Source organism: Amycolatopsis orientalis, assembly GCF_000943515.2.
Lineage (GTDB): Bacteria > Actinomycetota > Actinomycetes > Mycobacteriales > Pseudonocardiaceae > Amycolatopsis > Amycolatopsis orientalis.
The window spans coordinates 7,661,306-7,686,611 of record NZ_CP016174.1 but is presented as its reverse complement, the minus strand read 5'-3'; the positions used below and the strand labels follow the sequence as shown (position 1 = coordinate 7,686,611).

General features: G+C 69.0%; 20 protein-coding genes and 2 pseudogenes. 15 read left to right on the top strand and 7 right to left on the bottom strand.

The genetic code is table 11. The features are described 5' to 3' along the window. Positions 1–181 precede the first annotated feature (181 nt). Positions 182–2,353 (top strand): NACHT domain-containing protein, encoded by a 2,172-nt coding sequence (locus SD37_RS33415; RefSeq protein ID WP_145926796.1) that lies wholly within the window; start codon positions 182–184, stop codon positions 2,351–2,353. On the opposite strand, the gene SD37_RS33410 is transcribed toward SD37_RS33415, so the two are convergent. Together SD37_RS33410 and SD37_RS33405 are read right to left on the bottom strand one after the other, a co-directional pair. Then, a complete protein-coding gene (locus tag SD37_RS33410; protein WP_201788857.1) occupies positions 2,278–3,645 on the bottom strand; it encodes a flavin monoamine oxidase family protein in 1,368 nt (455 codons plus the stop codon). The genes SD37_RS33415 and SD37_RS33410 overlap by 76 nt on opposite strands. A gap of 167 nt (positions 3,646–3,812) precedes the next feature. After that, a complete protein-coding gene (locus SD37_RS33405; protein ID WP_167369678.1) occupies positions 3,813–4,253 on the bottom strand; it encodes a MarR family winged helix-turn-helix transcriptional regulator in 441 nt (146 codons plus the stop codon). A gap of 73 nt (positions 4,254–4,326) precedes the next feature. On the opposite strand from SD37_RS33405, the gene SD37_RS33400 reads away from it, so the two are divergent. After that, positions 4,327–4,824 (top strand): hypothetical protein, encoded by a 498-nt coding sequence (locus SD37_RS33400; protein WP_044851507.1) that lies wholly within the window; start codon positions 4,327–4,329, stop codon positions 4,822–4,824. A gap of 433 nt (positions 4,825–5,257) precedes the next feature. On the opposite strand, the gene SD37_RS33395 is transcribed toward SD37_RS33400, so the two are convergent. Genes SD37_RS33395 through SD37_RS33385 form a run of 3 tightly spaced genes read right to left on the bottom strand, consistent with a single transcriptional unit; the run spans position 5,258 to position 7,900 of the window. Further along, positions 5,258–5,914 carry a winged helix-turn-helix domain-containing protein gene (locus tag SD37_RS33395; RefSeq protein ID WP_044851506.1) on the bottom strand — a complete coding sequence of 219 codons (657 nt, stop codon included), beginning with the start codon at positions 5,912–5,914 and terminating at the stop codon, positions 5,258–5,260. 31 nt (positions 5,915–5,945) lie between these two features. Further along, the gene (locus SD37_RS33390) at positions 5,946–6,635 is read right to left on the bottom strand and encodes a helix-turn-helix transcriptional regulator (RefSeq protein ID WP_044851505.1); all 690 of its coding nucleotides are present in this window, start codon (positions 6,633–6,635) and stop codon (positions 5,946–5,948) included. Then, complete coding sequence (locus tag SD37_RS33385; protein WP_052674940.1) at positions 6,632–7,900, bottom strand: AfsR/SARP family transcriptional regulator; 1,269 nt, start codon at positions 7,898–7,900, stop codon at positions 6,632–6,634. Before SD37_RS33385 ends, SD37_RS33390 begins: the two co-directional genes overlap by 4 nt. 57 nt (positions 7,901–7,957) lie before the next feature. On the opposite strand from SD37_RS33385, the gene SD37_RS33380 reads away from it, so the two are divergent. From SD37_RS33380 to SD37_RS33370, 3 genes are read left to right on the top strand one after another with little or no spacing between them, the layout of a single operon-like run. Further along, positions 7,958–8,629: a response regulator transcription factor gene (locus SD37_RS33380; RefSeq protein WP_145926794.1), complete on the top strand. Its 672-nt coding sequence runs from the start codon at positions 7,958–7,960 to the stop codon at positions 8,627–8,629. Further along, on the top strand, positions 8,626–9,876 hold the full coding sequence (locus SD37_RS33375; RefSeq protein ID WP_044851504.1) for a sensor histidine kinase: 1,251 nt from the start codon (positions 8,626–8,628) through the stop codon (positions 9,874–9,876). Before SD37_RS33380 ends, SD37_RS33375 begins: the two co-directional genes overlap by 4 nt. A gap of 56 nt (positions 9,877–9,932) precedes the next feature. After that, positions 9,933–11,756 carry a fibronectin type III domain-containing protein gene (locus SD37_RS33370; protein WP_044851503.1) on the top strand — a complete coding sequence of 608 codons (1,824 nt, stop codon included), beginning with the start codon at positions 9,933–9,935 and terminating at the stop codon, positions 11,754–11,756. Between the two features lie 12 nt (positions 11,757–11,768). Here the strand turns inward: SD37_RS33370 and SD37_RS33365 are convergent, their stop codons facing one another. Beyond that, entirely contained in the window at positions 11,769–13,031 is a 1,263-nt protein-coding gene (locus SD37_RS33365) for a serine/threonine protein kinase (protein ID WP_052674939.1), read from the bottom strand. Positions 13,032–13,188: 157 nt separating this feature from the next. Here SD37_RS33365 and SD37_RS33360 point away from each other — a divergent pair, with 157 nt between their 5' ends. The 8 genes and pseudogenes from SD37_RS33360 to SD37_RS33330 all read left to right on the top strand — a co-directional run bounded on the left by SD37_RS33360 (position 13,189) and on the right by SD37_RS33330 (position 22,982). Further along, positions 13,189–14,001 carry a hypothetical protein gene (locus SD37_RS33360; RefSeq protein WP_145926792.1) on the top strand — a complete coding sequence of 271 codons (813 nt, stop codon included), beginning with the start codon at positions 13,189–13,191 and terminating at the stop codon, positions 13,999–14,001. A 4-nt stretch (positions 14,002–14,005) separates the two neighbouring features. Then, positions 14,006–14,326 (top strand): hypothetical protein, encoded by a 321-nt coding sequence (locus SD37_RS33355; RefSeq protein WP_044851501.1) that lies wholly within the window; start codon positions 14,006–14,008, stop codon positions 14,324–14,326. A 124-nt stretch (positions 14,327–14,450) separates the two neighbouring features. Further along, positions 14,451–17,390, top strand: coding sequence for a polymorphic toxin-type HINT domain-containing protein (locus tag SD37_RS33350; RefSeq protein ID WP_145926791.1), 2,940 nt, complete (start codon positions 14,451–14,453; stop codon positions 17,388–17,390). Further along, positions 17,390–17,809 (top strand): hypothetical protein, encoded by a 420-nt coding sequence (locus tag SD37_RS42875; RefSeq protein WP_145926790.1) that lies wholly within the window; start codon positions 17,390–17,392, stop codon positions 17,807–17,809. Before SD37_RS33350 ends, SD37_RS42875 begins: the two co-directional genes overlap by 1 nt. Positions 17,810–18,211: 402 nt before the next feature. Further along, a complete protein-coding gene (locus SD37_RS33345; RefSeq protein WP_044851498.1) occupies positions 18,212–19,171 on the top strand; it encodes an AAA family ATPase in 960 nt (319 codons plus the stop codon). Between the two features lie 2 nt (positions 19,172–19,173). Continuing rightward, on the top strand, positions 19,174–20,298 hold the full coding sequence (locus SD37_RS33340) for a DUF58 domain-containing protein (protein WP_044851497.1): 1,125 nt from the start codon (positions 19,174–19,176) through the stop codon (positions 20,296–20,298). Beyond that, positions 20,295–22,424: a transglutaminase TgpA family protein gene (locus SD37_RS33335; RefSeq protein ID WP_044851496.1), complete on the top strand. Its 2,130-nt coding sequence runs from the start codon at positions 20,295–20,297 to the stop codon at positions 22,422–22,424. Before SD37_RS33340 ends, SD37_RS33335 begins: the two co-directional genes overlap by 4 nt. A gap of 7 nt (positions 22,425–22,431) precedes the next feature. Continuing rightward, a pseudogene (locus tag SD37_RS33330) lies at positions 22,432–22,982 on the top strand (SAM-dependent methyltransferase). A 50-nt stretch (positions 22,983–23,032) separates the two neighbouring features. Here the strand turns inward: SD37_RS33330 and SD37_RS33325 are convergent. Then, entirely contained in the window at positions 23,033–23,431 is a 399-nt protein-coding gene (locus tag SD37_RS33325; RefSeq protein ID WP_236725176.1) for a TetR family transcriptional regulator C-terminal domain-containing protein, read from the bottom strand. Positions 23,432–23,463: 32 nt separating this feature from the next. On the opposite strand from SD37_RS33325, the pseudogene SD37_RS43975 reads away from it, so the two are divergent. Beyond that, positions 23,464–24,065, top strand: a pseudogene (locus SD37_RS43975) (SDR family oxidoreductase). A gap of 189 nt (positions 24,066–24,254) precedes the next feature. Further along, complete coding sequence (locus tag SD37_RS33315) at positions 24,255–25,286, top strand: hypothetical protein (RefSeq protein ID WP_145926789.1); 1,032 nt, start codon at positions 24,255–24,257, stop codon at positions 25,284–25,286. Positions 25,287–25,306: the final 20 nt, after the last annotated feature.

Below are 25,306 nucleotides of genomic sequence, written 5' to 3'. Positions count from 1 at the left end.
TCACCCCAGTCTGATGATGCTTGACCGGGATGTTCTAGCAAGATCCGCTGTCAGCGCACTGTCACGTCGTTCGCCGTCTCGCGCATCGCCGACGACGTGTCGAGACGGCCGGGCTTGGGCCATTCGAGTGAGCAGGCGGTCTGTTTGTGATGCCGCGTGGTCGCGTTCCGATGCTATGGCAGTGAGAAGGCGACAAAGTTTGCTGTTCGGCCTCGGGTTGCTCGCCGTGGCGCTGGTGTGGTGGGTGGTCCAGGTCGCCTTCCTGCCCTCGGACTCCCGGAGCACCGCCGCCACCTACGGACAATTCGTCCTCGCCGCGGTGGGGCTCGCGGTCAGTGTCGCCGCGCTGTGGAGGACGATTCTCCCGCCGTCGTCCGTGGGACTCGACGAATTGTCGGACCGGTTCGCGGCGGCAATGCGCGCTCAGGCCATGACGGCGGCGATGGAACGCGGCCTGATGCAACCTCTGCCACTGCCGCTCAAGTGGACAGGCGTCTCCAAGGGGATCACCGGCAGTGTCGCGGGCGCGACGGCACCCCGTGGCGCGGGAGCGTGGTTCCCGCCGTTGCCAGGTCTGGACACCATCACCTCGGCGGACCTTCGGATGGGCAACCGCGACAAGCTGCACAGAATCTACGGCGCCCTTCCGTCGGGACGCTTGATCCTCGTCGGACCACCGGGATCGGGCAAGAGCTCGACCGCCGTGCTGCTGCAACTGGACGCCCTGCGCCACCGGGACGCCGCCGCCGACGCCCACGACCGCCGGAGAATCCCGGTTCCGGTGATCCTCACCCTGCACGGCTGGGATCCGGAATCCACTCCGGTCATGGACTGGCTGGTCAGCAGGCTGACGCTGGTGCCCATGCTCCGCGGCCGGGCGGGTGCGCGTCACGCGCGGGCTTTGCTGCAGGGGCACATCACCGTCATCCTCGACGGGCTCGACGAGATCCCGGAGCACCTGCGGCCGACCGCGCTGCGTGTGCTCAGCGAGCAGGCGACGTTCCGCTTGATCCTGCTCAGCCGCACGAAGGAGATGGCCGACGCGGCGCGACAGCACCTGCTCGTCGGCGCGGTCGCGGTGCGGCTGGAACCGTCGACGCCCGCGGCCACCGTCCGCTATCTGCTCGACCCGCTCGCCGCTCCGGCACCCTCCGCGTGGAAGTCGATCGCCGCGACGGTCAAGGAAAAGCGCCCCGGTCCGCTGGCGTCGGTGCTGAGCAGCCCGTTGTGGGCGAGCCTTCTGCACGACATCTACCCGCCGCTGGGAAACCTGGACGCCACCGTCGACGAGCTGCTCGACACCGAACGCTTCGCGGACTCGCGGACGATCACCCAGCACCTTCTCGACCAGGCTGTCGCGGCCGCCTACACCAGCCGTCCCGCACAGAAACCGTCTCCATACAAGCCGGCGACGGTGCGGCGCACCCTCGGGGTCATCGCGAGCAGACTCCACCGAGACAGCACCCGAGACTTCACCTGGTGGGGGATGATCGCGTGGTCGCCGTTGTCCGGCCGACTGGTTTCCGCGATCCCGACGGTGCTCTTCACGATTCCCGCGATCCTGGCCGCGGCGGCGCTGATCGCGGTACTGGCGGGCGACCTCGTCTGGGTCACGCTCGGCGCCGTCGCCGGGATCGGCCTCGCGGCGAAGTTCTTGGCGCCCGCGGCCAGATATCCCCTCACGCTGGGGGGCTCGTTCAAATCCCGGAACCTCCGGCGAGGCATCCTGCTCGGCCTCGGTCTCGGCCTGGGGTTCGGGCTCGTGGCTGGCTCTCAAGGAGGATTCGCCGGGGGTTTCGCGTCCGGCTATGTCGGGGGACTCGGGGTGTGCCTGCCGGTCGGCCTCGTCGGCGGCTTGACGGTCGGCCTTCTCGATCAGCTGGCTCAGCAAGGACGAAACGACGTAAACCCGCCCAGTCCGGTGAAACTCTGGCACGCCGAAGTGGCGACCGCCCCCTTTCTGATCTTGACCTTCGCGTCGGCGGGCGCGCTCGTTTTCGGGCTGATCGGGGGAGTGATCGGCGGCGCCGATAGCGTGCTGGAAGAAGGCGCCATGGGGGCGTTCATCGGGACGGCCATCGCCGTCGCGGTGTGGACGGCCCTGTCGAAGACGATGCGAGCCGCCTGTGGCCAGCTCTACCTCACGGTCCGGTACCGGACCCCCTTCCGGCTCGTGCGGTTCCTCGAGGACGCGCGTTCACGGCACATCCTCAGAACAGTGGGCCCGGTCTACCAATTCCGGCACGCCACACTCCAAGATCATCTCGCGGCGCGAAGTCAGCCGGCGTCGCCCGCGTCCACCGCGACCGCGTCCGCCGCGGCTTCGCCCGAGCGCACCGCGCCGTCGATGTAGCCGTACCAGCGCGCCGAGGTTTCCGTTCCGGCCCAATGGATCCGGCCGACGGGAGCGCGTAGTGCGGAGCCGGCGCGCGTCCACGCGCCCGGCGGGAACACGGCCGAGTAGCCACCACGGGCGAACGGTTCCTGATTCCAGTCCCGTTCGACGAAGTTCGAGGGGGTGGCGGCCCGCGGGCCGAACAGACGCGCCAGCGCGCCGAGGAGGATCGCCCGGCGGTCACCGGGAGAGCGGGCGGCGAGGTCTCGGGCGGCCGCGCCGTTGACGAAGGCGAGCAGTACGCCGCGCCGGCCGGAGGGTGGGCTGCTGTCGACGGTGAGTGCGATCGGGGCGCGCAGACTGAGGGCGGCGCCGGTGAGGCCCGCCGATCGCCAGAACGGTTCCGGATAGGTGGCGACGTATTTGATCACGCTGCCCATGGGGAGTCGTTGCAGCAGGTTGTCGCGTGCGGCCGGTAACGGCGGGTGGTAGACGATCCGGGACGCGAGCGGGGGAGGGACCGCGACCACCACCCGGCCCGCCCGCCATGCGGTGCCGTCGTCGACGGTGACCACGACACCGGAACCGTCCTGCTCGATCCGCCGGACCGGCGCGTCGAGCCGCAAGGCGCCGCCCAGCCGATCGGCGAGCTTGGTGGCCAGGCCGTACGCGCCGCCGTCCAGCCGGTCTTGCTGCGCGCCGCCCTCGACGTCGGTCAACGCCGACAGGTCGCCTCCGGACTTCACGTAGAAGAGGGCGTGCAGCAGCGACAGTTCGCTCGGTTCACAGGCCCAGATCGCTTGGCAGGCAAGGGTGAGGAACCGTCGCCCGCCCCGGGTCCTCGCTGTGCGGTCGATCCAAGAACGCAGGGTCTGCCCGTCGAGCGCCAGTGCGTTCGGGCTGCGCCAAGGTGTCCGGGTGTCGATGGCGCGGGCGAGCCTGTCCAGGCGGGACTGGGCTTGCGCGACGTCGAGCAGCGTCACCGGGCCGAGTTTCGGCACCATGCCCCGAAACCGTCGTAACCGTCCCGTCTCGGTCTGCAGCAGGTTTTCGCCGTCCGTGTAAGTCGGTACGGTGGCCACCCCGAGTTCCGCGGCCAACGCGTACACCCGGTCTTGGCCCGGTCCGATGAACTGGCCACCGAGGTCGACGATCTCGCCGTCGAGCTCGATTCCGGCCGTGCGGCCACCGACTTGAGGACAGGCTTCAAGGAGAAGAACTTCGGCTCCGCGAGCACGGAGACGATCGGCGCAGACGAGACCGGCCATACCGGCGCCGACGACGATGACGTCGGGATCATGGTGGGACACTTGACCTCCTGGGTGTGTTGGACGTGTTCGCGGCCTGCACGAACACGCCAGCGCACCCACCTGCCACCACGGCGCTGACTTCGTCTTCAGTTGTGGGCGTAGATCCTTCCCGTCCATTGGTGCGGATGTCAACAGGGAGACCGAAAGAACGTCCAACCCCCGGCCCGTCACTTGTCCCTGTCGAGCCCCGGTGGGGTGTTCAACGCGTCCAAGAGGAGACGCGTGCTGCGAGCGTAATCGGCGTAGGACACGCCACTGCGTCGCACCAGGCCGCGGAACCGGCGCTCCAGCAAGGCGCGGCACTGCTCGACCATCTGCTCGCCTTCGACCGTGAGGCTCAACCGGCGCCGGTTCCCGCCTGCCGGATCCGGTCGCGCGTCGAGCAGGCCCATGCGGGCGAGCACGCCGGTCATCCGGCTCGCCGACGGTTCCGAGACACCCAGTTCCTCGGACACCGCCCGCTGGGTGGCCTCGCCCAGTTTGCCCACGATCAGCAACATCCGGAACCGGCGGTACGAGAGTCCGTGCTCGGCCCGCAATATCCGGTCGGCCGACCGGTCCAGCCGGGCCGTCAACGCATGCAGATCGAAGCTCAAATCCTGCGGCACGAACAACCTTAACATGCTAACTTAGTGAGACAAGTCACGGCTGCCGGTATGCCGGTCGCGAAAGGTGAAGCGCATGGTCCACCTCGCCCTGCTGGTCATCCATATCGCCACCGGCACCGTCGGCTTGCTGCTCGGCCCGGTGGCCATGCGTCAGGACGTCCGGCGCTTCGTCTCCGCCGAGCGTTCCACCGGCGTCATCAGTGCCTGGTATCGCGCGATGGTCCTCCTCATCTGCCTCTCCGCGACAGGGCTGGTGATCGAACGCCGTACCGACCTGTGGTGGCTGGTGCCGGTCTCCGTGCTGACCTATGGCCTGGCCGTACTCGCCAAAGTGTCGGCGAGACGTCGTCACCGGGCCTGGATCCATGGCTACGTGCACGGTCAGGGCGGCTCGTACATTGCACTGGTCACCGCGCTGATCGTGGTCGCGCTCGTGGTGGACGGACCGGTCAGCGGCCCCGCCGAACTGATCCCGTGGCTCGCGCCGACCGTGATCGGCACCGTCCTCATCGAGGTGTGGCGCCGTCGGCTGAGCGCGGCATTGGTCGTGAGTGGTACGTGCCGTTATTGAGGGGTAAGCCAAATGTGGCGCGTCCCGGTGCGGGTCCGGACTGGCTGACGGAAGCCGGGCCGTGACCACGGGTGTCCACAAGGGACACTTTCCCGGCGATCAATGTCCGACTTGAGTAGTTTGCCCGGTCTAGCGAGGTGGTCGTGAGTGGCAAATAGGGTTCTAACCCTCATTGCCACTCACGACCCCGCCCAGGACCGCACAGATCGACATCAACCGGACACCGAGTCGCCGGAAACCGTCCCTTATGGACAGTCGCGAGGCGTGTCCCGCCTCCTCGGGGAACCCTTCACCGGGCACACGGTAGTGAAAGCCCTCTTCGCTACCGTGAGGGCAGACAAGGGGGACCTTCACGGCAGCGACCCGATCACGCCACGTTTGCCTTACCCCTCTATAGAACGGCACTTACCGCTCACGACCGTTACGGGGGCTCTCACCCACGCAGGACGTACCCGACACCGCGGACGGTGTGGATCACCGGCGGTCTGCCGAGCTTGTGCCGCAGCTGCGCGATCAGCACCTCGAGCACGTTGGGCGCCGGGGGCACCTGTTCGTCCCAGCCGGCGTCCATCAGGTCGCGGCGCCGGACGGGCTCGCCTGCCGTGGTCATCAGCCGGTGCAGGACCGCGAATTCCTTACCGGTCAACGCCAAAGTGACGCCGCCGCGTCGCGCCTCGTGCCTGCCGACGTCCAGTTCGAGGTCGAGGAAGTTCAGTACCGGCGGCGCCCCGGGGTCGCCGCGGCGGCACAGGCTGCGCACTCGCGCGATGAGTTCGGCCATCGCGAAGGGTTTGACCAGATAGTCGTCGGCCCAGGCCAGCCCGGCGATCCGGTCGGCGACCGTGTCCCGCGCGGTCAGGAACAGCACCGGGACGTCCCAGCCGTCCCGGCGGCGTTCGCTGACGTAGCCGAGGGAATCCCCGGCGGGCAGCATCCGGTCGAGCACGACGCAGTCGTAGGCGTTGACGCTCAGCGCCTCGTCGGCGTCGGGGAGGTCCTTGGCGACGTCGACGGCGAACCCGGAGCCGCGAAGTGACGCTTCGACGGCCAAGCGGAGATCCTCGTCGTCCTCGGTGACCAGTACGCGCACACCTCGACCGTAGCGTGACGCGCCCGGGGCCTCACCCCGCCCGCTCCAGCAGCCAGCCTCGGTCGGCGGCCTTCGCGCCGGCCTGGAACCGGCTGCGCGCGCCGAGCCGGTTCATCAGCTCGGCCACCATCCTCCGGACGGTCCGGACGGAGACGCCCAGCCGGGCCGCGGCGGATTCGTCGGTGTGGCCGTTCACGAGCAGCTCCAGCAGGTCCAGCTCCCGCCCGGTCGGCCCGGGCCCGGAAGAGCGCGGTGTTCCCGCCGTGAACGGCGTGCCGGTGCGCCACAGCCGTTCGAACAGCTCGGCCACGGAGCGGACCACACCGGGCAGGCGGAACGCGGTGAGTTCGTGGTGGCCGTCTCCGCGCTGCTCGCCCGGCAGCAGCGCGAGCCCGCCGTCGACGACGAGCGCGGCCATCGGTACGGCGGCCACGGTGCGGATTTCGGCGCCCTGGCGGACGAACGCGTCCAGTTGTCCGGCGACGTCCGGGATGGTCCTCGCCCGCGCCGGTGCGAGTACCCGGTAACGCACGCCACGCCGCAGGTTGTCGCGGTCGGCATCGCGGAACGCCGTCACCCGCGCGGTCGTGCCGGTCAGCACCACCGCGACGAGCACCTCGCGGGTCGCCGCCGAAATCGTGACGTCGATCCCCTCATGCGGGGATCGGCCACCCAGAAGCGAAAGGTGACGCTGATTGAGTCCATAGTGGATGGTGGTCATGCGACACGCTCCAACTGTCCGGACCGCGCCCGCTCGGCTCCCAGGTGGACGGTCCTGGCCCCGGCAAGCGAGAAGTCGTGCCCGCGCGTCGTGATGATGGCGGCGCTGTGGCCGGTCGCGGGCAGCAGGGCCTCGACCTGGCCACGGGTCGCGGCGTCGTCGAAGACCAGCAGGAGCCGCCGCCCGGCCACTTCGGAGCGCCACAGTGCGGCCCGTTCGTCCACATCGGACGGGATCAGCGCGGGCGGGAACCCGATGCCGCGCAACAGCCGCTCCAGCACCGCCGAGGTGGTCAGTGGCCGGGACCCGCCGTGCAGCTCGACGAAGAACTGGCCATCGGGAAAGCGCTCGCTGATCCGATGCGCCACGGCCACCGCGAGCGCCGTCTTGCCCGACCCGGCCGCACCGCTGACGACGACGGCGGGTGCGCATCCGGTCAAGGCCCGGCCCAGTGCCACGAGTTCCCGGCCCCGGCCCACCAGCGGTTCGACCGCCCTCGGCAGTTCGCGCCGCGGCCGGTCCGGTGTCCCACCGCCGTGCACCGCCCGGAACGCCTTCATCAGCTCGGGACCCGGGCGCACCCCCAGTTCGGCGGCCAGCGACCGCCGCGCCCGGTGGAAGGTGGCCAGTGCCTGCGCAGGCCGCCCCATCTCGTGCTGGGCCCGCATCAGCCGCGCCCAGACGTCCTCGCGCAGCGGGTCGTCCGTGGCCAGCGCCTGCAGCGTGGCCACCGCCTCGGCCGTCCGGCCGAGCCCCAGCTGGGCGTCGGCCAGCGACTCCCGCAGCTGCCGGTGCAGCTCGTCGAGCCGCTCGACGGCGTCGTCCGCGAGGACGTCCAGTCCCTCGAACGGCCGCCCCCGCCACAGCCGCAAAGCCTGCTCCACCAGCTTCAACGCGGTCCCCGGCGCTCCCTCGGCCAAGGCCCGCGTGGCGTCGTCGGCCAGCGCCGCGGCACAGTCGGCGTCCAGCTCACCGGGTCCGACGTGCAGCCGGTAGGCCCCCGCCCGGCCCTCGATGCGCGGGCCGTCGTGCTCCGGCAGCAGCCGCCGCAGCTGCCACATGTAGGTCTTCAAGTTCGCTTCGGCCGAAGCCGGCGCGGCCTGTTCCTGCCACGTGTTCTCGATCAGCCGGTCCACCGCCACCCACGCGTTAGGCTGCACCAGGAGCGCGGCCAGCACCGCGGCGGGTTTCCCGCCGGCCGGCCGCCTCGTGACGCCGTCGCGGCCACACACCTCGAGTGGCCCCAGGACCTGGAAGAGCACCATGCTCACACCCCCCTGCTTCGTGTGTCCCTACGATCGCGCCATGTACCTGAGGTTCCGATGACAGCGGCGCGCGTGCTGGTCGTGGAGGACGACGAAGACCTGCGTGTGGCGATCACCGCCGAGCTGAACGGGAGCGGCCTGAGCGTCCGCGAGGCCGGTGACCTGGCGCAGGCCGACGCCGAGCTGGCCGTGGGCGGGTTCGCCTGCGCGGTGTTCGACCGGATGCTGCCCGACGGCGATTCGATCGGTTACGTCCACCGCCGCCGCCAGGAGGGCTGGGCGGTACCGGTGCTGTTCCTGACCGCGCGCGACAGCCTCGCCGACCGGGTCGCCGGATTCGAGCACGGCGGCGACGACTATCTCGTGAAACCGTTCGCGGTGGCCGAGATGAGTGCCCGCGTCCACGCGCTGTACCGCCGCGCGGGCGGCGGGCGGCCGTCGGTGCTGCGGCACGGGGACCTCGAAATGGACTGCGCCCGGCGGCAGGTGCACCGCGGCGGCAAGCTGCTCACCTTGAGCGACAAGGAGTTCGCTGTGCTGGAGTACCTGCTCTCCCGGCCGGATCAGGCCGTCGGGCGCGACGAGCTGATCGAGCACTGCTGGGATACGAGCACCGACCCGATGTCCAATGTGGTCGACGTGGTGATCCGCCGTCTGCGGGTGAAGCTGGGCGAGGCCGAGATCATCCACACCGTCCGCGGCCGCGGCTACCGGATCGCGGCCCGGTGAAGGGCGCCGCGGCCGATCGCCTCCGCCGGCTGAGGTGGCTGCTCACGTGGCTGTTCACCGGGCTGAACGCCGCCGGGCTGGTCGTGTTCGCCTGGCTCGCCGTGAGCGCCGACCTGCAGCAGCGCGAAGTCCAGCTGGACAGCGAACTCGTGCGCGTCACCGCGCCGGTCAAACGGCTGATCATGGGCGAGGGCGACGCCATCACCACCACCTACGTCGGCCAGGACGAAGTGAACCGGCAATGTCCGCAGTTCGTGATCCTGCCCAGCGGCGCGGGCGGGTTCGCGCCGTACACGAGCGGCCGGACCTGCGTGCCCGTCGACCCCAAGCGGTTGCAGACCTTCGCCGACCTGGCGGTGCGGAACGGGGCCGTGCTCAACGGTTACAGCAGCGGGACCGCGGGCGAGATGGTCCGCGTCGGCGTCGAACCCTTTCGCAACCGCAACAACCAGGAGTCGGGCGCCATCGTCGCGGTCGCCGACGCGCGGGACGCCCTCGCCGCGCACGAACAGCTGAAACTGATGGTCATCGGCGGATGCGTGCTCGTACTGGGGGCGCTCGGCGTGGCCGGGCATCTGCTGTCCGGCCGCGCGATCCGGCCCGCGACCGCGGCGCTCGAACAGCAGGAGGTGCTGCTCGCCGAGACCGCGCACGACCTGCGCACGCCGGTCGCGGCACTGCGCGCGCTGGCCGAAGCGGCGCTGCGCAACCCGGACGAAAGCGACGAACTGCTGCCGCGGACCGTCCGGCTCGCCGGGCGGATGGGCGGCATCATCGACGGCCTGCTCGTACGTGCGCGGCTGGCGGCAGGCGTCGAGTCACTGGCCATCCAGCCGGTGAGACTGGACCAGCTGGTCGGGAGCGTCGTGGCGGAGACACCCGCCGAGGGCGCGCAGGTGACGCTGGTCGCGGCGCCGTCGACGGTTTCGGCCGATCCGACGCTGGTCCAGCGTGCGGTGGCCAACCTGCTCGACAACGCGCTGCGCTACGGACGGCGTCCAGGTTTCGAGGCCGTCGTGCACGTCACCGTCGCCGGTGGTCAGGTGACCGTCGCCGACAGCGGACCGGGGATCGACGCGTCGGTCGCGGAGGAGACGTTCGACCGGTTCACCAGCGGCGGCGGATCGAGCGGGCTCGGCCTGTCGATCGTGCGGTGGGTCGCGCTCGCGCACGGTGGCAGGCTCCGCGTCTACAACGCCGAAGAGGGCGGCGCGATCTTCGAATTGAGGCTGCCCGAAGTATCCTGACCGGCGAATGTATCCGAGTGGCTACATTCTGTACCACGGTCTTCTATGATCGGGTGGTGCCGGAGAGGGGATTCAAGCGGCGTCTGCCGCTCACCGTGCTGGTCACCACCTGCGTGGCGATCGTGGTCGCCGTCGCCACCGGGGCGGTGAAGCCGGTCCCCGGACTGGGACTCACGCAGGCCGGGCACTGGGTCGCCAATCCCGCTCTCGGCCTCGTCTTCTTCGTCAACGGCGCCAACCGGAGTGTCGACGCCCAGGCCGCCGTGCCGGGCCTCGAACCCGGCTCCGACGTCGTCCAGGGCGACAAGAGCACGTACGTGGTCGGCGAGCGGCGGATCATCGAGTTCGGCAAGTCCGATCTCACGGTGAGCCGCACGGTGGACCAGCCGGTGACCGGCGAACGGCCGGTCCTGCTCGAAACCGCGGGCGGGCCCTACCTCGTCTTCCGCGAGGCCGGGCGGGTCGTCCGGCTGGGCGACGAGTTCGCGTCGATCGACACCGGTGGATCGCTCGGCGATCCGGTGGCGACCTCGGACGGCACGGTCTGGCTGCAGCGCACGGGCGACGGGATGCTGTGCCGGCTGCCGAAGGGCGCCGCAGCCATCGGGTGTCCGGTGCAGGCCGTCCGCGGGCACACCGGAGCGCTGACCGTCGTCGGTGACACCCCCGCGTTCATCGACACCACGGCGAGCACCCTGCACTCGGTCACCGAGACGGGGCTCGGCAAGCCGCTGGCGCTGAACGCGTCCTTCAGTCCCGCCGCGCAGATCGCCCCGGCCGACGCGGCGGGCCGGGTCGCCATTCTCGAACCGGGCTTGCGCAAGCTGTACTTCGTCGACGCGAGCGGCCTGAGCAGCGGACGCGAACCCGGCCGCCCCAAGACGATCGACCTGTCCGAAGGCCAGTACTCGCGGCCGACCGCTTCGGCGTCGTCCGTCGTCCTGCTCGATCTGACCCGTGGCACGGTGCTCACCTACACCCCGGACGGCGCCTCGCGGCACACGATGCCGATCCCGCCGGAGAACGGGTCGCCGAAGCTCTCGCGCGGGGAGGACAAGCGGGTCTACATCGAAGGCGCGCAGGGCAACCACGTCCTCGTGGTCGATCAGGAGGGCACGGTCGGGCAGGTCGCGGTGACCGCGGACAAGCCGCCGGTCCCGCGACCGACGACGCCCCCGCCCTCGACGGTCCAGCTCCCCCCGCAACGGGGCGACGCCGAGGGCCAGCCGAAGCCGCCGAAATCGCAGTCGCAGGCGAAGCCGCCTCCGCCTGTGACGCCCCCCAAGGCGCTGGCGGCGAGCCCTCCAGGCCTTCCCGGTGGCCTCCGCGCCACTTTGGCGGGCACCACGGCGAACGTCACCTGGGACGCGGCGACGCCGAACGGTGCGGCGGTGACGGGCTATCGCGTGTCGTGGACGCCGTCGTCCGGGGCGGGCGCGGGTTCGGCCGCGCTCGGCGAAGGCGCGCGGTCGACGTCGATCCCGAATCTGCGCGACGGCGTGACGTACACGATCACGGTCGTGGCGGAAAACCGCGCGGGGCGGGGCGCCCCGGCCACGACGAGGGTCTCCCGGCCCGCGGTGCCGAAGCCGACGATCACCATCAGCCGCGGCAAGACCGGCACCTACAACGAGACGTGCGAAGCACCGGCGTGCGCCAAGATCCACGTGGTGATGAAGGGCTTCAAACCCGGCACCCGCGTCCTCGTCAGGCCATGGTCGAGCGATCCGGATTACGACAACGAGGGTCACACGTGCGTCATCCCGGCCAGTGGCAACTGCACTTTCGAGGCGTTCGACTTCGGTCAGGTCGGCAACCAGGTGTGGGTGGAATCCGACACCGGCGTGAAATCCAACGTCATCACCTGGAGGTCGGGCTAGGCGGTCCGCTCACTAGCGGACGCAACGGGCGCCGCGGATGCCCTTGCTCTCGCTTTCGTAGGGCTGCAGGCCATCGGTCGCCTGGACGACGAAGCAGTACTGGCGGCCGCGTTCGACTTCGATTTTGGAGGTCGTCGCGCCCTCGACATAGCGCGTCTTCCGCGGCAGGTCCATACCCGCGACGATGACGGCGTAGTGCAGCGTGGAGTCGGTGCCGCTCCAGGAAAGTTCGACGTAGTCGCCATGGTCGACGGGATTGGCGAGTTCGATCCGCACGGGTTTGGCGGTCGTGGTGGGTCCGCTGGTCACGGGGGCGCCGCTCGCGGGCGGCACGTTCAGCTCACTGGGCCGGTTCCGCAGCACCAGGACCGCCGCCGCGGCGAGGACCACGACCCCGGCCGCGATACCCGTGATCAGCCAGGTCTTCCCCTTGCGGCGGGACCTCGCGTGTTCCGGGCCGAAGTCCAGGATCGGCGCGCCGAGGGGGCGCGGAGTGGCCGCGGTACCGGGCGTCGCGCCGAGCCTGGTGGCGACCAGGGTGGCGTCGATCGGGCGGGCGCCGGGGTCACGTGCCAGCAATGAGGTCACGAGCGGGGCGAGCCCGGAAGGAAGGCCGGGCCGATCGATCGGCGGCACCGGCCCGCTGAGCACGCGCAGCGTCAGTTCGTCCACGGTCTCGCCCGGCTCTTCCCGCGCCGGGGAACGACCGGTGAGTGCGAAGTACAGCAGCGCGCCGAGTCCGTAGAGATCGGTGCGTTCGTCGAGGACGCCGTCGGTGATCGTTTCCGGCGCGAGGAACCCGACTTCGGAGTCGCCGGGGAACGCTTGGCGCAGCGCCAGTCCGAAGTCCGCCAGCACCGGTGCGCCGGACGCGCGGAACAGGACGTTGCCGGGCGTCATCCCGCCGTGGACCACACCGGCCTGGTGCGCCGCGGCCAGCGTCGTCGCGAGGGCTTCGCCGAGGGAAAGCACGTCCTGGAGGGAAAGCGGCCCGAACGTCCTGACCAGGTCGGCCAGCGACTGGGTGCAGAGTTCCATCCGGACACCGAACCGGCCGTCGGGCAGTTCCTTCGCTTCGGCGGGGATGAGGACCGTGCCGAGCTCGCTCAAGGAGTTCAGCGCGGAAAGTTCCTTGTCCAGCTCGCCGCGGACGCGGCGGTCCACGCGGCCGGGATACACCTTGAGCGCGAAGGCTTCGCCGGTCGCCTCGTCCATTCCGGCCAGCACGGTGGCCACCGGGCCCTCGCCCAGGGGCACCAGCTCGTCGTCGTCCATCGTCCCCAGTCTGTCATCCGCGGGCCTCCGACGGCGAGCATGTCCGGTTATTGCCGCCTCCGCCGATGTACCGCGGATGTATTCGCCATGGACCCCGTGAAGTCACTCTTACCGCCACGGCGGTGGTTCTTCCTCGCCCATGACCAAGGAGGCGAACATGAAGCGGAATCTGCGGCGCGCGGCCGTTTACGGAGTGGCCGGGCTGGCGACCGCCGCGCTCGGCGCGACGACGGCGAACGCGCTGGTGGACAGCTCGGCCGACAGCGCGGCTCCGGCACCCGCGCCCGCTCCGGCGGCGACACCGGCTCCCGCTCCGGCGCACGTGCCCGGAGCCGCGCCGGTCGCGCCGAAGCCGGTGAACGTCCTGCCGAAGACGCACACGGCGGCGGCCGCACAGCCGGCCACGCCGAAGCGCGCGCACCACGTCAACCCCGCCGCGGCCCATCGCGCCGCCGTCCCGGTCGCGTTGTCCAAGCCGCAGGTGAAGAAGGTTCGGCAGGCCCCGCAGCAGAAGATGTTCGTGGTGCAAGCGGCCGCCCAGACCCCGGCGGCGGCTCCGGTCCGGATGGCTCTCGCTCCCGCCGCGCCGAAACTGGACGCCGCGGTCAAGGCGGTCGACGACGCGCGCAAGTCCGTCAAGGGTGCCGAAAAGACGTTGCGTGATGCCAAGAAGCGCCTTGTCCAGTCCGAAAAGGACCTGAAGAACCTGCTCGACTCGATGAAGCCGATGCCGGGCAAGAAGCCCTGCCACGACCACCACGGCGCGCACGACCGGATCAAGAAGGCCGACCTGCCCGACGACCTGGCGAAGCGGCTTGCCGCCCTTCGCGCGGAAGGCAAGACCGTTTCGAAGACCACCCACAAGTCGGGCAACACCGTCACGAAGACGGCGAGCTCGTCGGGCAAGGGCGCTTCCTCGTGGTCCAGCGCGACTTCGACCAACGGCACCGTCTCCGCCGACGCCTGGTGACGCCATGACCGCCACGCTGGAACCCACCCGGTACATCGTGATCCCGCAGGACGTCTGGGAACACCAAGACGCGCCGCCACCGCCTGACGACGAGTTCGAGCCGGATCCGGAAGACGACGCGGAATACCTGGCATGCGAACCCGAACCGTTGAGCCTGGGCGCATACACGGGCCTCGGTGGCGCTACGGGCTCGCTGGCCTTCGGCATCGCGGCGGGCGCGCTCGTCACCTCGCCGCTGGGCCTGGCGATCGGCGTGGTGGCGGGCGTCTTCGGTGGCCTCATGGGCCACTCACTGGCCGAAGAAGTCTACGAGCGAACGCACTGAGCCGAGGTCGTGAAGGACGCCGTTCAGGCCGCAGGGGGTCCTGAACAGCGTCACTTCACGACCGCCAGGCACCCGTTCAGACAGCGGTAGGGCGGGGGTACCTACGACGGAAGCGAGGACTGTGGTGACCAACAAAGCAGACCCGACGCGGGTCGTCCTCTGCTCGGTGGCCGGCGGTGTGCTGACCGCGGTGTTCGGCGTGCTCGGTGCGACGGACGCGCATGCGGAGCCCAGGAACACCGCCGGTCAGCCTTCCGGTGCCCCAGTCAAGAAAGTGCAGCCGCGCAAATCGAACAACAGCGGCTCCGCGAACGCGGCCGAGAAAAAAGTAGAAAAGTATGACAAGTTCAAGAAGGACACCGAGGAGAAGAAGAAGGGTCAGGGGGGTAGTTCGTCGGCGATTGCGGATCGGGATATCGCGAAGCGGGATAAGGATGCGGATGAGCAGCGGCGTGGTCGGACGGCGGGGTCGTCGGCTATCGCGGATCGTGAGGTGAAGAGGGAGGATGAGAAGAAGGAGCAGGCGAAGAAGGCGAAGGCGCTCAATTTCAAGAAGGATACCGAGGAGAGGCTGAAGGGTCAGGGGGGTAGTTCGTCGGCGATTGCGGATCGGGATATCGCGAAGCGGGATAAGGATGCGGATGAGCAGCGGCGTGGTCGGACGGCGGGGTCGTCGGCTATCGCGGATCGTGAGGTGAAGAGGGAGGATGAGAAGAAGGAGCAGGCGAAGAAGGCGAAGACGCTCAAGTTCAAGAAGGATACCGAGGAGAGGCTGAAGAGCCAGGGGGGTAGTTCGTCGGCGATTGCGGATCGGGATATCGCGAAGCGGGATAAGGATGCGGATGAGCAGCGGCGTGGTCGGACGGCGGGGTCGTCGGCTATCGCGGATCGTGAGGTGAAGAGGGAGGATGAGAAGAAGGAGCAGGCGAAGAAGGCGAAGACGCTCAAGTTCAAGAAGGATACCGAGGAGAGGCTGAAGAGCCAGGGGGGTAGTTCGTCGGCGATTGCGGATCGGGATATCGCGAAGCGGGATAAGGATGCGGATGAGCAGCGGCGTGGTCGGACGGCGGGGTCGTCGGCTATCGCGGATCGTGAGGTGAAGAGGGAGGACGAGCAGAAGGAGCAGGCGAAAAAGGCGGAAGAGGCTGCTTTCGAGCGGTTTTTGAACGGCGATGGACGGATCACCAAAGATGGTGGCGGGCTCCGTGACATGGTTCGCGACGTGCTGACCGCCGGTCCTGTGTCCAAACCGACCGATGAAATCCCTGGGACATCACCTCAGGTCCCGCCAACTTCCGATCGGGAACCGGGCAGAGGCGATCCGAACGACCACTTGGTCGGCAACGTGGCCGACGAGGCACGGGAAAGCATCGTGGATCATCTGGAGTCTCTCGGAGAATCCATACAGACAGCCGCAGACCTCTCGGCGATGACCAGAATCCCTGTGCCCAAAATGGACCCGTGGACGGCGGCGTCGACTGCCACTGTCCCCGCACAGGAGCGGAAGGCGGCAGAGGAACGCAACGAGCAACGCGCTAAGGCACTCGTTGACGCGCTGCAAGACCCCGGCAAAGTGCTCCGGGAGATCGTCCGCCCTTACGAGGAAGACTGGAACAGTGACAAGCCGGAACGTGTCATCGGCCGAGGGATCGTCGACGGTGGCAGCGTAATCCTCAGCGGTGGTCTGAGTGCTGTCGTCAAAGTGTCCAAAGCTATTGACGCGTTGACTGGAGGGCGGAGCCCCGAATCCGGTCCCAGCGCCGGCTTGCCACGATCGGACGGTGAACCCGGTAGCGGAGAACTGGCGACGGAAAGTCCCCTGCCAGGCAACCCCACGCCCAATCCGGACAGTGCTCCCACCGCACTGGACCCACAGAACCCGCCCGAACGTGCCGGCAACGCGGCGCCGGACGCCCATGCTCCGGCGAATGACCAGGGCGCCAAGGGCGACACGACCACACCAGGGACACCTTCCCGCTCGACGAACGATGGTGACAGGCCCGGGACCACGGTGCTGCCGACCCAGGCGACGCACCTGCCTACGCTGCCCGGTAAAAACCGCGGCGAAACCCAGGCTCGCCGCTCAGGCGACACACCTCGCGGGGACACCTCCGACAAGGACGGCTCGAGGCGCGGGCCCACCCAGCGGGACACCGGCACACCGTCCTCGCGGACAACCGACGGCAGCGAATCCAAGCAGCGGACGAACGACCGTGCGCCGGAATCAGCCACGAAAACCTCTCCGGAATCGCGGGAGTCGGCCGACGCGGCGAACCGGTGCCCCACGCCGAACAGCTTCGTCCACGGCACCCCCGTCCTGCTAGCCGACGGTACCTATAAACCGATCGAGCAGGTCAGGCTCGGCGACCGGGTACTGGCCACCGACCCCGGCACAGGCCTGACCCAGGCCCGGCCGGTGATCAACCTCATCCCCGGTCAGGGCCTGAAGGAACTGGTACGGATCACCGTCGACACCGACGGCGACCAGGGCGACGCCACCGGCACCGTCACCGCCACCGACGAGCACCCCTTCTGGGTTGCCAACACCGGCCACTGGACCGACGCCGAAGACCTGGACCGCGGTGACCTGCTCCGCACATCCGATGGCCGCCTCCTGCAAGTCGTGGCCGTACACGAGTGGGCACAGCAGCAACAGGTACACAACCTCACCATCGAAGGCCTGCACACCTACTACGTCAGTGCAGGTGGGTCTTCGAGCGGCGCTGATATGTTAGTGCACAATGCTTCGAAATCCTGTCGAAAACCAGCAAACCTGCTTGCGGCGGAAAAAGTGGACATCGACATGGTGCATGTTCTCGACCGTCATACAGCTGGCGGAAAGACGTATCAGCAAAGCGGAAAGAAAGACAAGTTCTTTGATCAAATGTCGCCACGAGAGATCGCCAAGACGATTCGAGAGGCGTATGCATCCTCTACAATGGCTGGGTCATCGCAAGGTCCTCGAGTGTTTCTTCGAGGCACGGCGAATGGTTTGACCATCGAGATGTGGTTCAATAAAGAGACGGGTATTATAGAGACCGCATACCCAGTCGGGAGAGGCTGATGAGATTTCGAATCTTGCAAGACTTCGCGACGCTTGAGCTTAATGAGAAATCAAAGACGATTTGGGGTTCCATTTGGGTGGAACTCGGCGGTCGCTCATTTCCAGAAGTGCAGTGGAGTGACATGTCAGTAGCTTTTCTTGTGGATCTTTTATTGGTTGCAAACGAGGTTGACGAGGGGTCAGTCAATCTGTATCGTGTACGTTTTTTTGACGGCCCATACTGGGTGACTATTGGCGGCGCGAGAGAAAACGCGATCGAGGTACACGCGAACGATCCTGACGAACAAGGGGCCGCTACCATAACCAAAAGTGAATTTGTAGCCACCGTGCGACGCGCGGCAACTTCGCTACTCGAAGCTTGCCAGGAGCGAGGCTGGTCGGAGTACAGCGATGTCCGAAGGCTTGCAGCCAACCTGTAGCTGACCGTCGTCACACATGGATGACATGCCGTAACGGTATCTGGTCGCCGCCAGCTCCAGCGCGGCTCTCCTCGGTTGTCGACTGAGACGCCGTTGTAGGCCAGCACCTTTACGATCAATAGGTTCCTCGCCGCGCGACTGAGGACGATCCTGCCACAGGAGGCGAACCTATGACGGCGAAGTACTCACAGGGCAACGCGAACCTCCCAGTGAGAGAATTCGTCGTTCTCCGGACACGCGGCAACGACGGTGCCGCTGTCACAGTCGGCATAAGTGACAGTCCGCGGCCGAGCAAGCCGCCGATGTACCGCGGAAAGACCGTTCCTGTACCTAGCCGGTTACGCTGAGCAGGTGGCATGATGAGCCGAACGGTCCAGTGGGATCGACTTCGCAGGGGGCAAGGTGAGCAAGTCCAGGGCCGGGGAGGCCTATGAACTGATCGCGGCGAACATCCAGGGGGTGATCCGCGGCAAGCCCGAGGTCGTCCGGCTAGCCATCGCCGCGCTCTTCGCCGAAGGCCACTTGCTCATCGAGGACGTCCCGGGTCTCGGCAAGACCACGCTGGCCCGCTGCCTCGCCCGCAGCATCGGCGGGAGCTGGAGCCGGATCCAGTTCACGCCGGATCTGCTTCCCGGCGACATCACCGGCGTCACCGTCTACCACCAGAAGGACGAGCGGTTCGCTTTCCATCCCGGCGGCGTGTTTTCGAACATCGTGGTCGCCGACGAGATCAACCGCGGGACGCCGAAGACGCAGTCCGCGTTGCTCGAGGTGATGGCCGAGCGGCGGGTCACGGTCGACGCCGTCGGGCACGAGGTGCCGCGGCCCTTTCTCGTCATCGCCACCCAGAACCCGATCGAGATGGAGGGCACCTACCGGCTGCCCGAGGCCCAGCTCGACAGGTTCCTCATGCGGATTTCCGTCGGTTACCCGGATCTGCAGTCCGAGGTCATGGTGATCATGGGTGACTGCGCCGGTGTCTCCGCGGACGAACTGCCGGCGGTGGTCGACATCCCGATGCTGCTGGACGCCATCGCCGAGGTCCGCGCCGGTCACCTCGATCAGGCCGTCTGCGAGTACGCGGCCCGGCTCGCGGCGGCCACCCGTGAGCATTCCGCCGTGCGGTTCGGTGCGAGTCCGCGTGGGAGCATCGCGCTCGTCCGGGCCGCGCAGGCGATCGCCGCGACCGGGAGCCGTCAGTTCGTCACCCCGGACGACATCAAGGAGGTCGCCGTCCCGGTCCTGGCGCACCGGCTCGTGCTCACCGCGGAGGCCGAGATCAATCAGCGCGGTCCCGCGGACATCGTGGCCGAGGTGCTCGCGGCGGTTCCCGCACCGGCGATGAACCACGCGGGCCGCTGACCATGCGGCTGACCGCCCGCGGAGTGGTCCTGCTCGTGGTTTCGGCGCTGCTGCTCGCCGCCGCCGAGTGGGCGGGCTATCCGCTGTTCCGCGTCCTGGGCGCGGTTGGGCTGGCCGCGGTGGCCGCCGCGGTCGTCGTCACCGCACGCGGCCTGCGTGTCGACGTCGCCCGCGCGGTGTACCCGGACCGTGTCGAACGCGGACGTCCGGCGCTCGCGAAGCTGACGGTCCGCAATCTCGCCAAGCATCGCCAGCGCGGGTTCGACGCGTGGGACAGAGCGGGCGCCGACGTCCAGACGGTCCGGATCCGGCCGCTCGCGCAAGACGCCGAAGCCACCTACCGCTACGAACTGCCGACAGGCCGCCGCGGCAGGCTCCCGGTCGGACCGCTGACGTTGCACCGCGTCGACCCGTTTGGCCTCGCGAGGAACCGGCTTTCGGCGGGGGAGACCGCGGAACTCTGGGTGCATCCGCGGCGGCATCCCGCGCGTGCCCTGATCGGCGGCTACCCGCGCCACCACCACGACGGCAGCACGACCGACGACTCCCTGCGCGGCTCGCTCGATCTGCGCGACGTCCGCGAATACCAGCCCGGCGACGAAGTCCGGCACCTGCACTGGAAGGCCACCGCGCGCACCGGCCGGATGATGGTCCGCGACTACGCCGATCCCCAGCAGCCGCGGTTCACGCTCCTGCTCGACACCCGCCGCGTGTCCTTCACGGCCGAGGTCTTCGAAGAAGCCGTCGACGTCGCCGCGTCGCTGCTGCACGCGTCCGCGATGGCCGGGAACCACACCCGGCTCGTCGGTTCCGGCGGTCTCGACCTCGCCACCGCCGGTGGGCCGCTCGCTTCGCGGCTTCTGCTCGACGAGCTGTGCCAGATCGGCCAGGACGCGGGGGAGGCGCTCGTGCCGCGCGAGCTGGCGGCCGCGCGCGACCAGGGCGGCTGCCTGATGGTCGTCACCACCGGCGGGCTCGACGGCCTGGCCGTCCTGCGGCCGCGCTATTCCTCGCTGTTCCTCGTCGACCTCGCCGCGACCGAGCCGATCGTCGTCCCGGGCGTCCGTGTGATCACCGCCGAGGACGCCGCGCACGCGGTCCGCCGGTGGAACGAGGTGGTGGGATGAACCGCCTCACCGTCGCGTTGATCCTGCTGGCCGCCGCGGTCGCGGGACTGTTGTTCGTCCCTGTTTTCGGCGTGACGGCACTGCTCGCGCCCATCGGTGTCCCGCTGATCCTGGCCTTCGGCGTCACCGAACTGTGTGCGCGCTGGGAATCCCTGGTGCCGTGGCGGGCGTTGCTGCTGCTCATCGCCGGGCTGATCGGTGTCGTCGAAACAGTCCTCTATCCGACGACGGCCGCCGGATTTCCCACCGGGGCGACGTTTTCCGCGCTCGCGGACGGCGTCACCGAATCCTGGCGGCTCGCGCTGCAGTCCACCTGGCCGGCGCGGCCGGAGCCGTCCGCGCTGCTGTTCGTACCGCTGCTGACGCTGCTGGCCGGGGTGCTGGGCGTGGAGCTGCTGCGGCTGAGGCGGCCGATCCTGGCACTCCTCCCGAGCTTCGCCGTCGTGGTGGTGAGCCAGCTTTTCCAGGCTGTATCAGGGTTCTCCGCGTTGTTCGGCGGGCTCGGGTACGCGGCTGTCGCGGGTGGGGTGCTCATCCTGATGCCGCAGGCGGACGTCGAGGGGCACCGCCGGAAGATGCCCGCGCTGATGCTGGCCGTGCCCGCGTTCGTCCTCGGCGTCGCGGGCGCGCTCGTCGCAAGCCTGGTCCTGCCCGTGCCCGGCCCGGCGTACTCACTGAAGCAGGATCGGCTGGCCGAACTCAACGCGCGGGTCGCGAGCCCGCTGGACGACCTGGCCTACCGGCTGGAACACCCGGACACGCCGGTGTTCTCCTTCCGCGGCGACGCCGACACCGACCGGTGGCCCCTTGTCGTGCTCGACGATTTCGACGGCGTCAACTGGACCCCTGGCAGCCGCTACCGGCGGCTCGGCACCGAACTGGCGCCCGGCCCGGCGGTGGCGGTGCCCACGCACCGGAGGTCCGCGACGATCACCGTCAGCGGCCTGTCCGGACCATGGCTGCCCAGCCAGACCTGGCCCGCTGCGGTCGGCGGGATCGCGCCGCTGATCGAGGAGTCGCAGGGCACGCTCTGGCTGCCGCGCCCCGATGACGGCCCACGGCAGTACAGCTTGAGCTGGTGGTCGCCCGAGATCCGCCCGGCGGAACTGCTCGACGCGGAACTCGACTCGGCCGCGCCCGGTGGCCTGGCTGGCATCGGTGACGTGCCGCCCGAGGTCGGCAGACTCGCCAGGGAAGCCGTCGGCGGGCTGCGTCCGAGCTTCCGGATCGCGCTCGCGCTGGAACGGTTCCTGCGCGAGAACTACCGGCAGGCCACCGGAACCGACCTGCCGAGCGGGCACAGCTGGCCGCAGCTGCGGAAGTTCCTCTTCGAGACCAAGCTGGGCACGAGCGAGCAGTTCGCGAGCGCGTACGTCGCCCTCGCGCGGACGCTCGCCATCCCCGCGCGGCTGGTGGTCGGCTTCCGGACGCCGGACAAACCGGATGCCAGCGGCGGTTACACCGTCCACAACGGCGATGTCGTCGCCTGGCCCGAGGTCGCCGTGTCCGGCGTCGGCTGGGTGGCTCTGGATCCGACGGGCTCGGCGCGGACCGGGACAGGCAGCGCGAGCAGCCTCGCGGCGGTGACCGCGCAGGCGCGCACCCAGCTGCCACCGGCCGAGCAGTTGCAGGACCAGCCGCTGCCCGGTGGCGATTCCGGGTCTGGCGACGGCGGCGCCGGGGACGGTGGCTGGACGTTCCCGTTCGGTCCGGTCCTGATCGCGCTCGTGGCACTGGTGGTGGCGTGGTTCGCCGGGATTCCGCTGGCGAAGGGCGTACGGGCGTGGCGACGGCGGCGTCAGCCCGGCGTCGCTGCGGTGCTCGGCGCCTGCCGGGAGGTCAAAGACCGGCTGCGCGAGCACCGCGTCCCCTGTACCGCGGGGATGACGGTTCGCGACCTGGCGACCGTCGCGCACGACAGCGGCCACCAGTCCACAGTGGAGGGACTGCACCTCCTGGCGTCCACAGTGGACGTCGCATTGTGGTCGGGGGTGGGCACCGGCCCGCATTCCGGTACGCAGGCATGGGCGGCGGTCCGGGAAGTCCGGCGCGGCCTGGCCCGGCGTGGCCTCCGTGCGCGGCTCCGTGCCGCGGTCGACCCACGGACGTTGTTGCCCGCGAGATGACCTGAGCATGGACGAGGCGGCCCGGCTGAGCGCGGCGGTGGACAAGGTGTCAGTGGGGCGGGTTTCATGGTCGGGCAGGGGATCCGGCAGTTCGTGGACATCGGTTCCGGCCTGCCGACGCAGGGCAACGTGCACGAGGTCGCCGACGAGGTGGCGCCGGGTGAATGCCGGGTGGTCTACATCGACAACGAGCCGATCGCCCGGCCGCATGCGCAGATCCTGCTCGAGGAGACCGCGGACCCGGCCCGGCACGCCGCGCTGGGTTTCCACCGCGCGATGCTGCCGCCGGGCAGCTTCCTGGCCCTGTCGCATATCCATGTCGCGCCCGAGGACGTCGAGACGCAGAACGCGGGCAAGCGGGTGGCGCGGGAGTACGGGCGCCGGACCAACCACGCCGCGATCATGCGGACACGTGAGCAGATCGCCGAGTTCTTCGGAGACCTGGAGCTGGTCGAGCCCGGTCTGGTGTGGCTGCCCCAGTGGCACCCCGACACCGCGGGCGCCGACAAGGACGCCGCACTTTCGCGCGGCCTGGCCGGCGTCGCACGCACTCGCTGACTACTTCGGCTTCGATCCGCTCAGGCTGGTTACGCACCGGAGGCCGGGGTCTACGCCCGCAAGCCCGCGATCGCGGCGTCGACCGCGGCCAGGGCCGCCTTCCTGTCGACACCTGCCCTCGATACGAGCGAGAGGCCTTGGACCACGTACAGCAGTAGCTGGGCCTGGGCCTCGGGACTGGCGCCATCGGTGACTTCCCCGGCGGCTTGTGCGCGGCGCAGCGCGTCGGTGACGATGTCGGTGAACCGGCGATAGGAGCGCGCGACGATTTCCGTGGCTTCGCTGTCGTGCGGTACGAGTTCGGCGGTCGTGTTGCCGACGAGGCAGCCGTTCGGCGTCCCGAAGTCGGAAATCAGTTCGTCCAGGCGCGCCGGGTGGGTCAGGATCTCGCGAAGCGCCGGGAGCAGGGGATCAGTGTCGAGCGCGGCGGTCAGGCGCCGCTCGTACACCTCCCAGTAGGCTGGACGAGGTCGCCCGGCAATTGGAGGGGCCGCTGCTGACCATCGTCAGCGACGCCGGCGACATACCCGGTCAAGCGGCGCTCGCGGCGAGGCTGCGCGCTGAATGGCCCAAGCTCGACATCCTGATGAGCAACGCCGCCGACATCACCCATCTCCCGATCGGGGAATGGACCGAGGAAGCGTTCGACAGGCTCGTCGCCACTAATCTCAAATCGCCGTTTTCCTGATTAAAGAGCTGCTCCCGCTCTTCTCCCGGAAATCCTCGGTCATCCTCGTCGGTTCGGTCTCCGCCTTCATCGGACACGAGAACGCGACGGTCTACGGTGCGGCCAAGGCGGGGCTGCTGTCCTATGCCCGTGGACTGACCTACGAGTTGAAGCACCGGGGTATCCGCGTCAACGGACTGAGCCCGGGGCCGACCGTCACCAACGCGTTCGCGCCGCTCGGGCCCGAGCGCCAAGCCGCCGTCTACGAGGAACTCCGCCGGACCGTGCCCCTCCACCGCCTGGGAACGGCCACCGAACTGGCCAAGGCGGCCGTCTATCTCGCCTCGGACGAGTCCGCCTACACGGCCGGCACCGTGTTGCGCGTCGATGGCGGCATCGGAGAACTCGCTTACTGACGATCCTCACCGACGGCTCTTGAGCTACACGGATGCATTTAACGGCACGTACAGGGGCTCTCCTTATCATTTTTCGTTCGCGTGCGGGCGGTAACCCCTAATTACGCGAAAGCACCCCTATCTTTGCCCACTCCCATGGTGGTGAATGCGATCCTTGGTCGCGTTCACCGATACTTTCTGGAGGGAAACGTGCACAGATACCGTTTACTAGGTGGCGCATTGCTGCTCGCGGCGGCCTTGCTCGTCCCGACCTCGACCGCATCCGCCGCGGCGGCCTGCACCTGGCGTCCGACGGCGCTTCCCGTGCCGGGCAAGGGCGGGCTGCCGACCGCGACCGACCACCAGGGCGGCTTCGCCGGCACCGCCGGCACCGCCGACGGCCAGCGGGCGATCACGTGGAAGAACGGCGCGTACTCCGTCTTCCCCGAGATCGGCTTCAGGCGCAGCTACGAGGTGACCGACGAGAACCGCGCGGGCACGATCGTCGGCACCGCACAGTTCCACCTCTGGGGGGGCTACTACCAGAGCACGGCGTTCCGCTCTCGGGACGGCGTGCTGGAGGAGCTGCCCAAGCTGGGGAACAACACCAAGGCCGCCGCACTCGGCATCAACGACGCGGGCGACATCACCGGCTACGTCTGGGAGGACGGCCTCGGCCTGAAGACGGTGGTGCGTTGGCCTGCCGCACAACCGGGCACCGTCACCACACTCCCCGGTCTGCCTCCTGACCCCACCTGGCCCCAGGCGGTCGACGAGGACGGCTCGGTGCTGCTGCTGCGCGACTCCGGTCTCGCGATCTGGCGGGCCGGCACGATCACGCAGCTCGGCACGTTGCCGGGCCTGCGCCATCCCAGCGGCGACGCGTTCTCCAACGGGCGCGTGGTCGGCTACGCCGTGTACAACGACAAGAAGGTCGGCGTCTACTGGGACCAGCAGGGCGCCGCGCACGTGCTGCCCAACTCGAGCTACAACCTGTCCAATGGCAACCCGCGTTTCGACATCAATCGGGACGGCCTGATCACCGGCCGGATCGACGAGGAGCACGGCGGCAACGACCTCAAGGGCACCGGCTACGGCGTGTGGAAGCTGGGCGCGTGGGTGTCGAACTTCGGCGACATCACGGTCGACCTCCCGTCCCGGATCGGCGACGACGGCACGGTGGCAGGGGCACGCATGGACGCCGAGCGGATCTTCCACCCGTACGTCTGGCGCTGTTCCTGATCACCGGCCGGGCGTCCTGA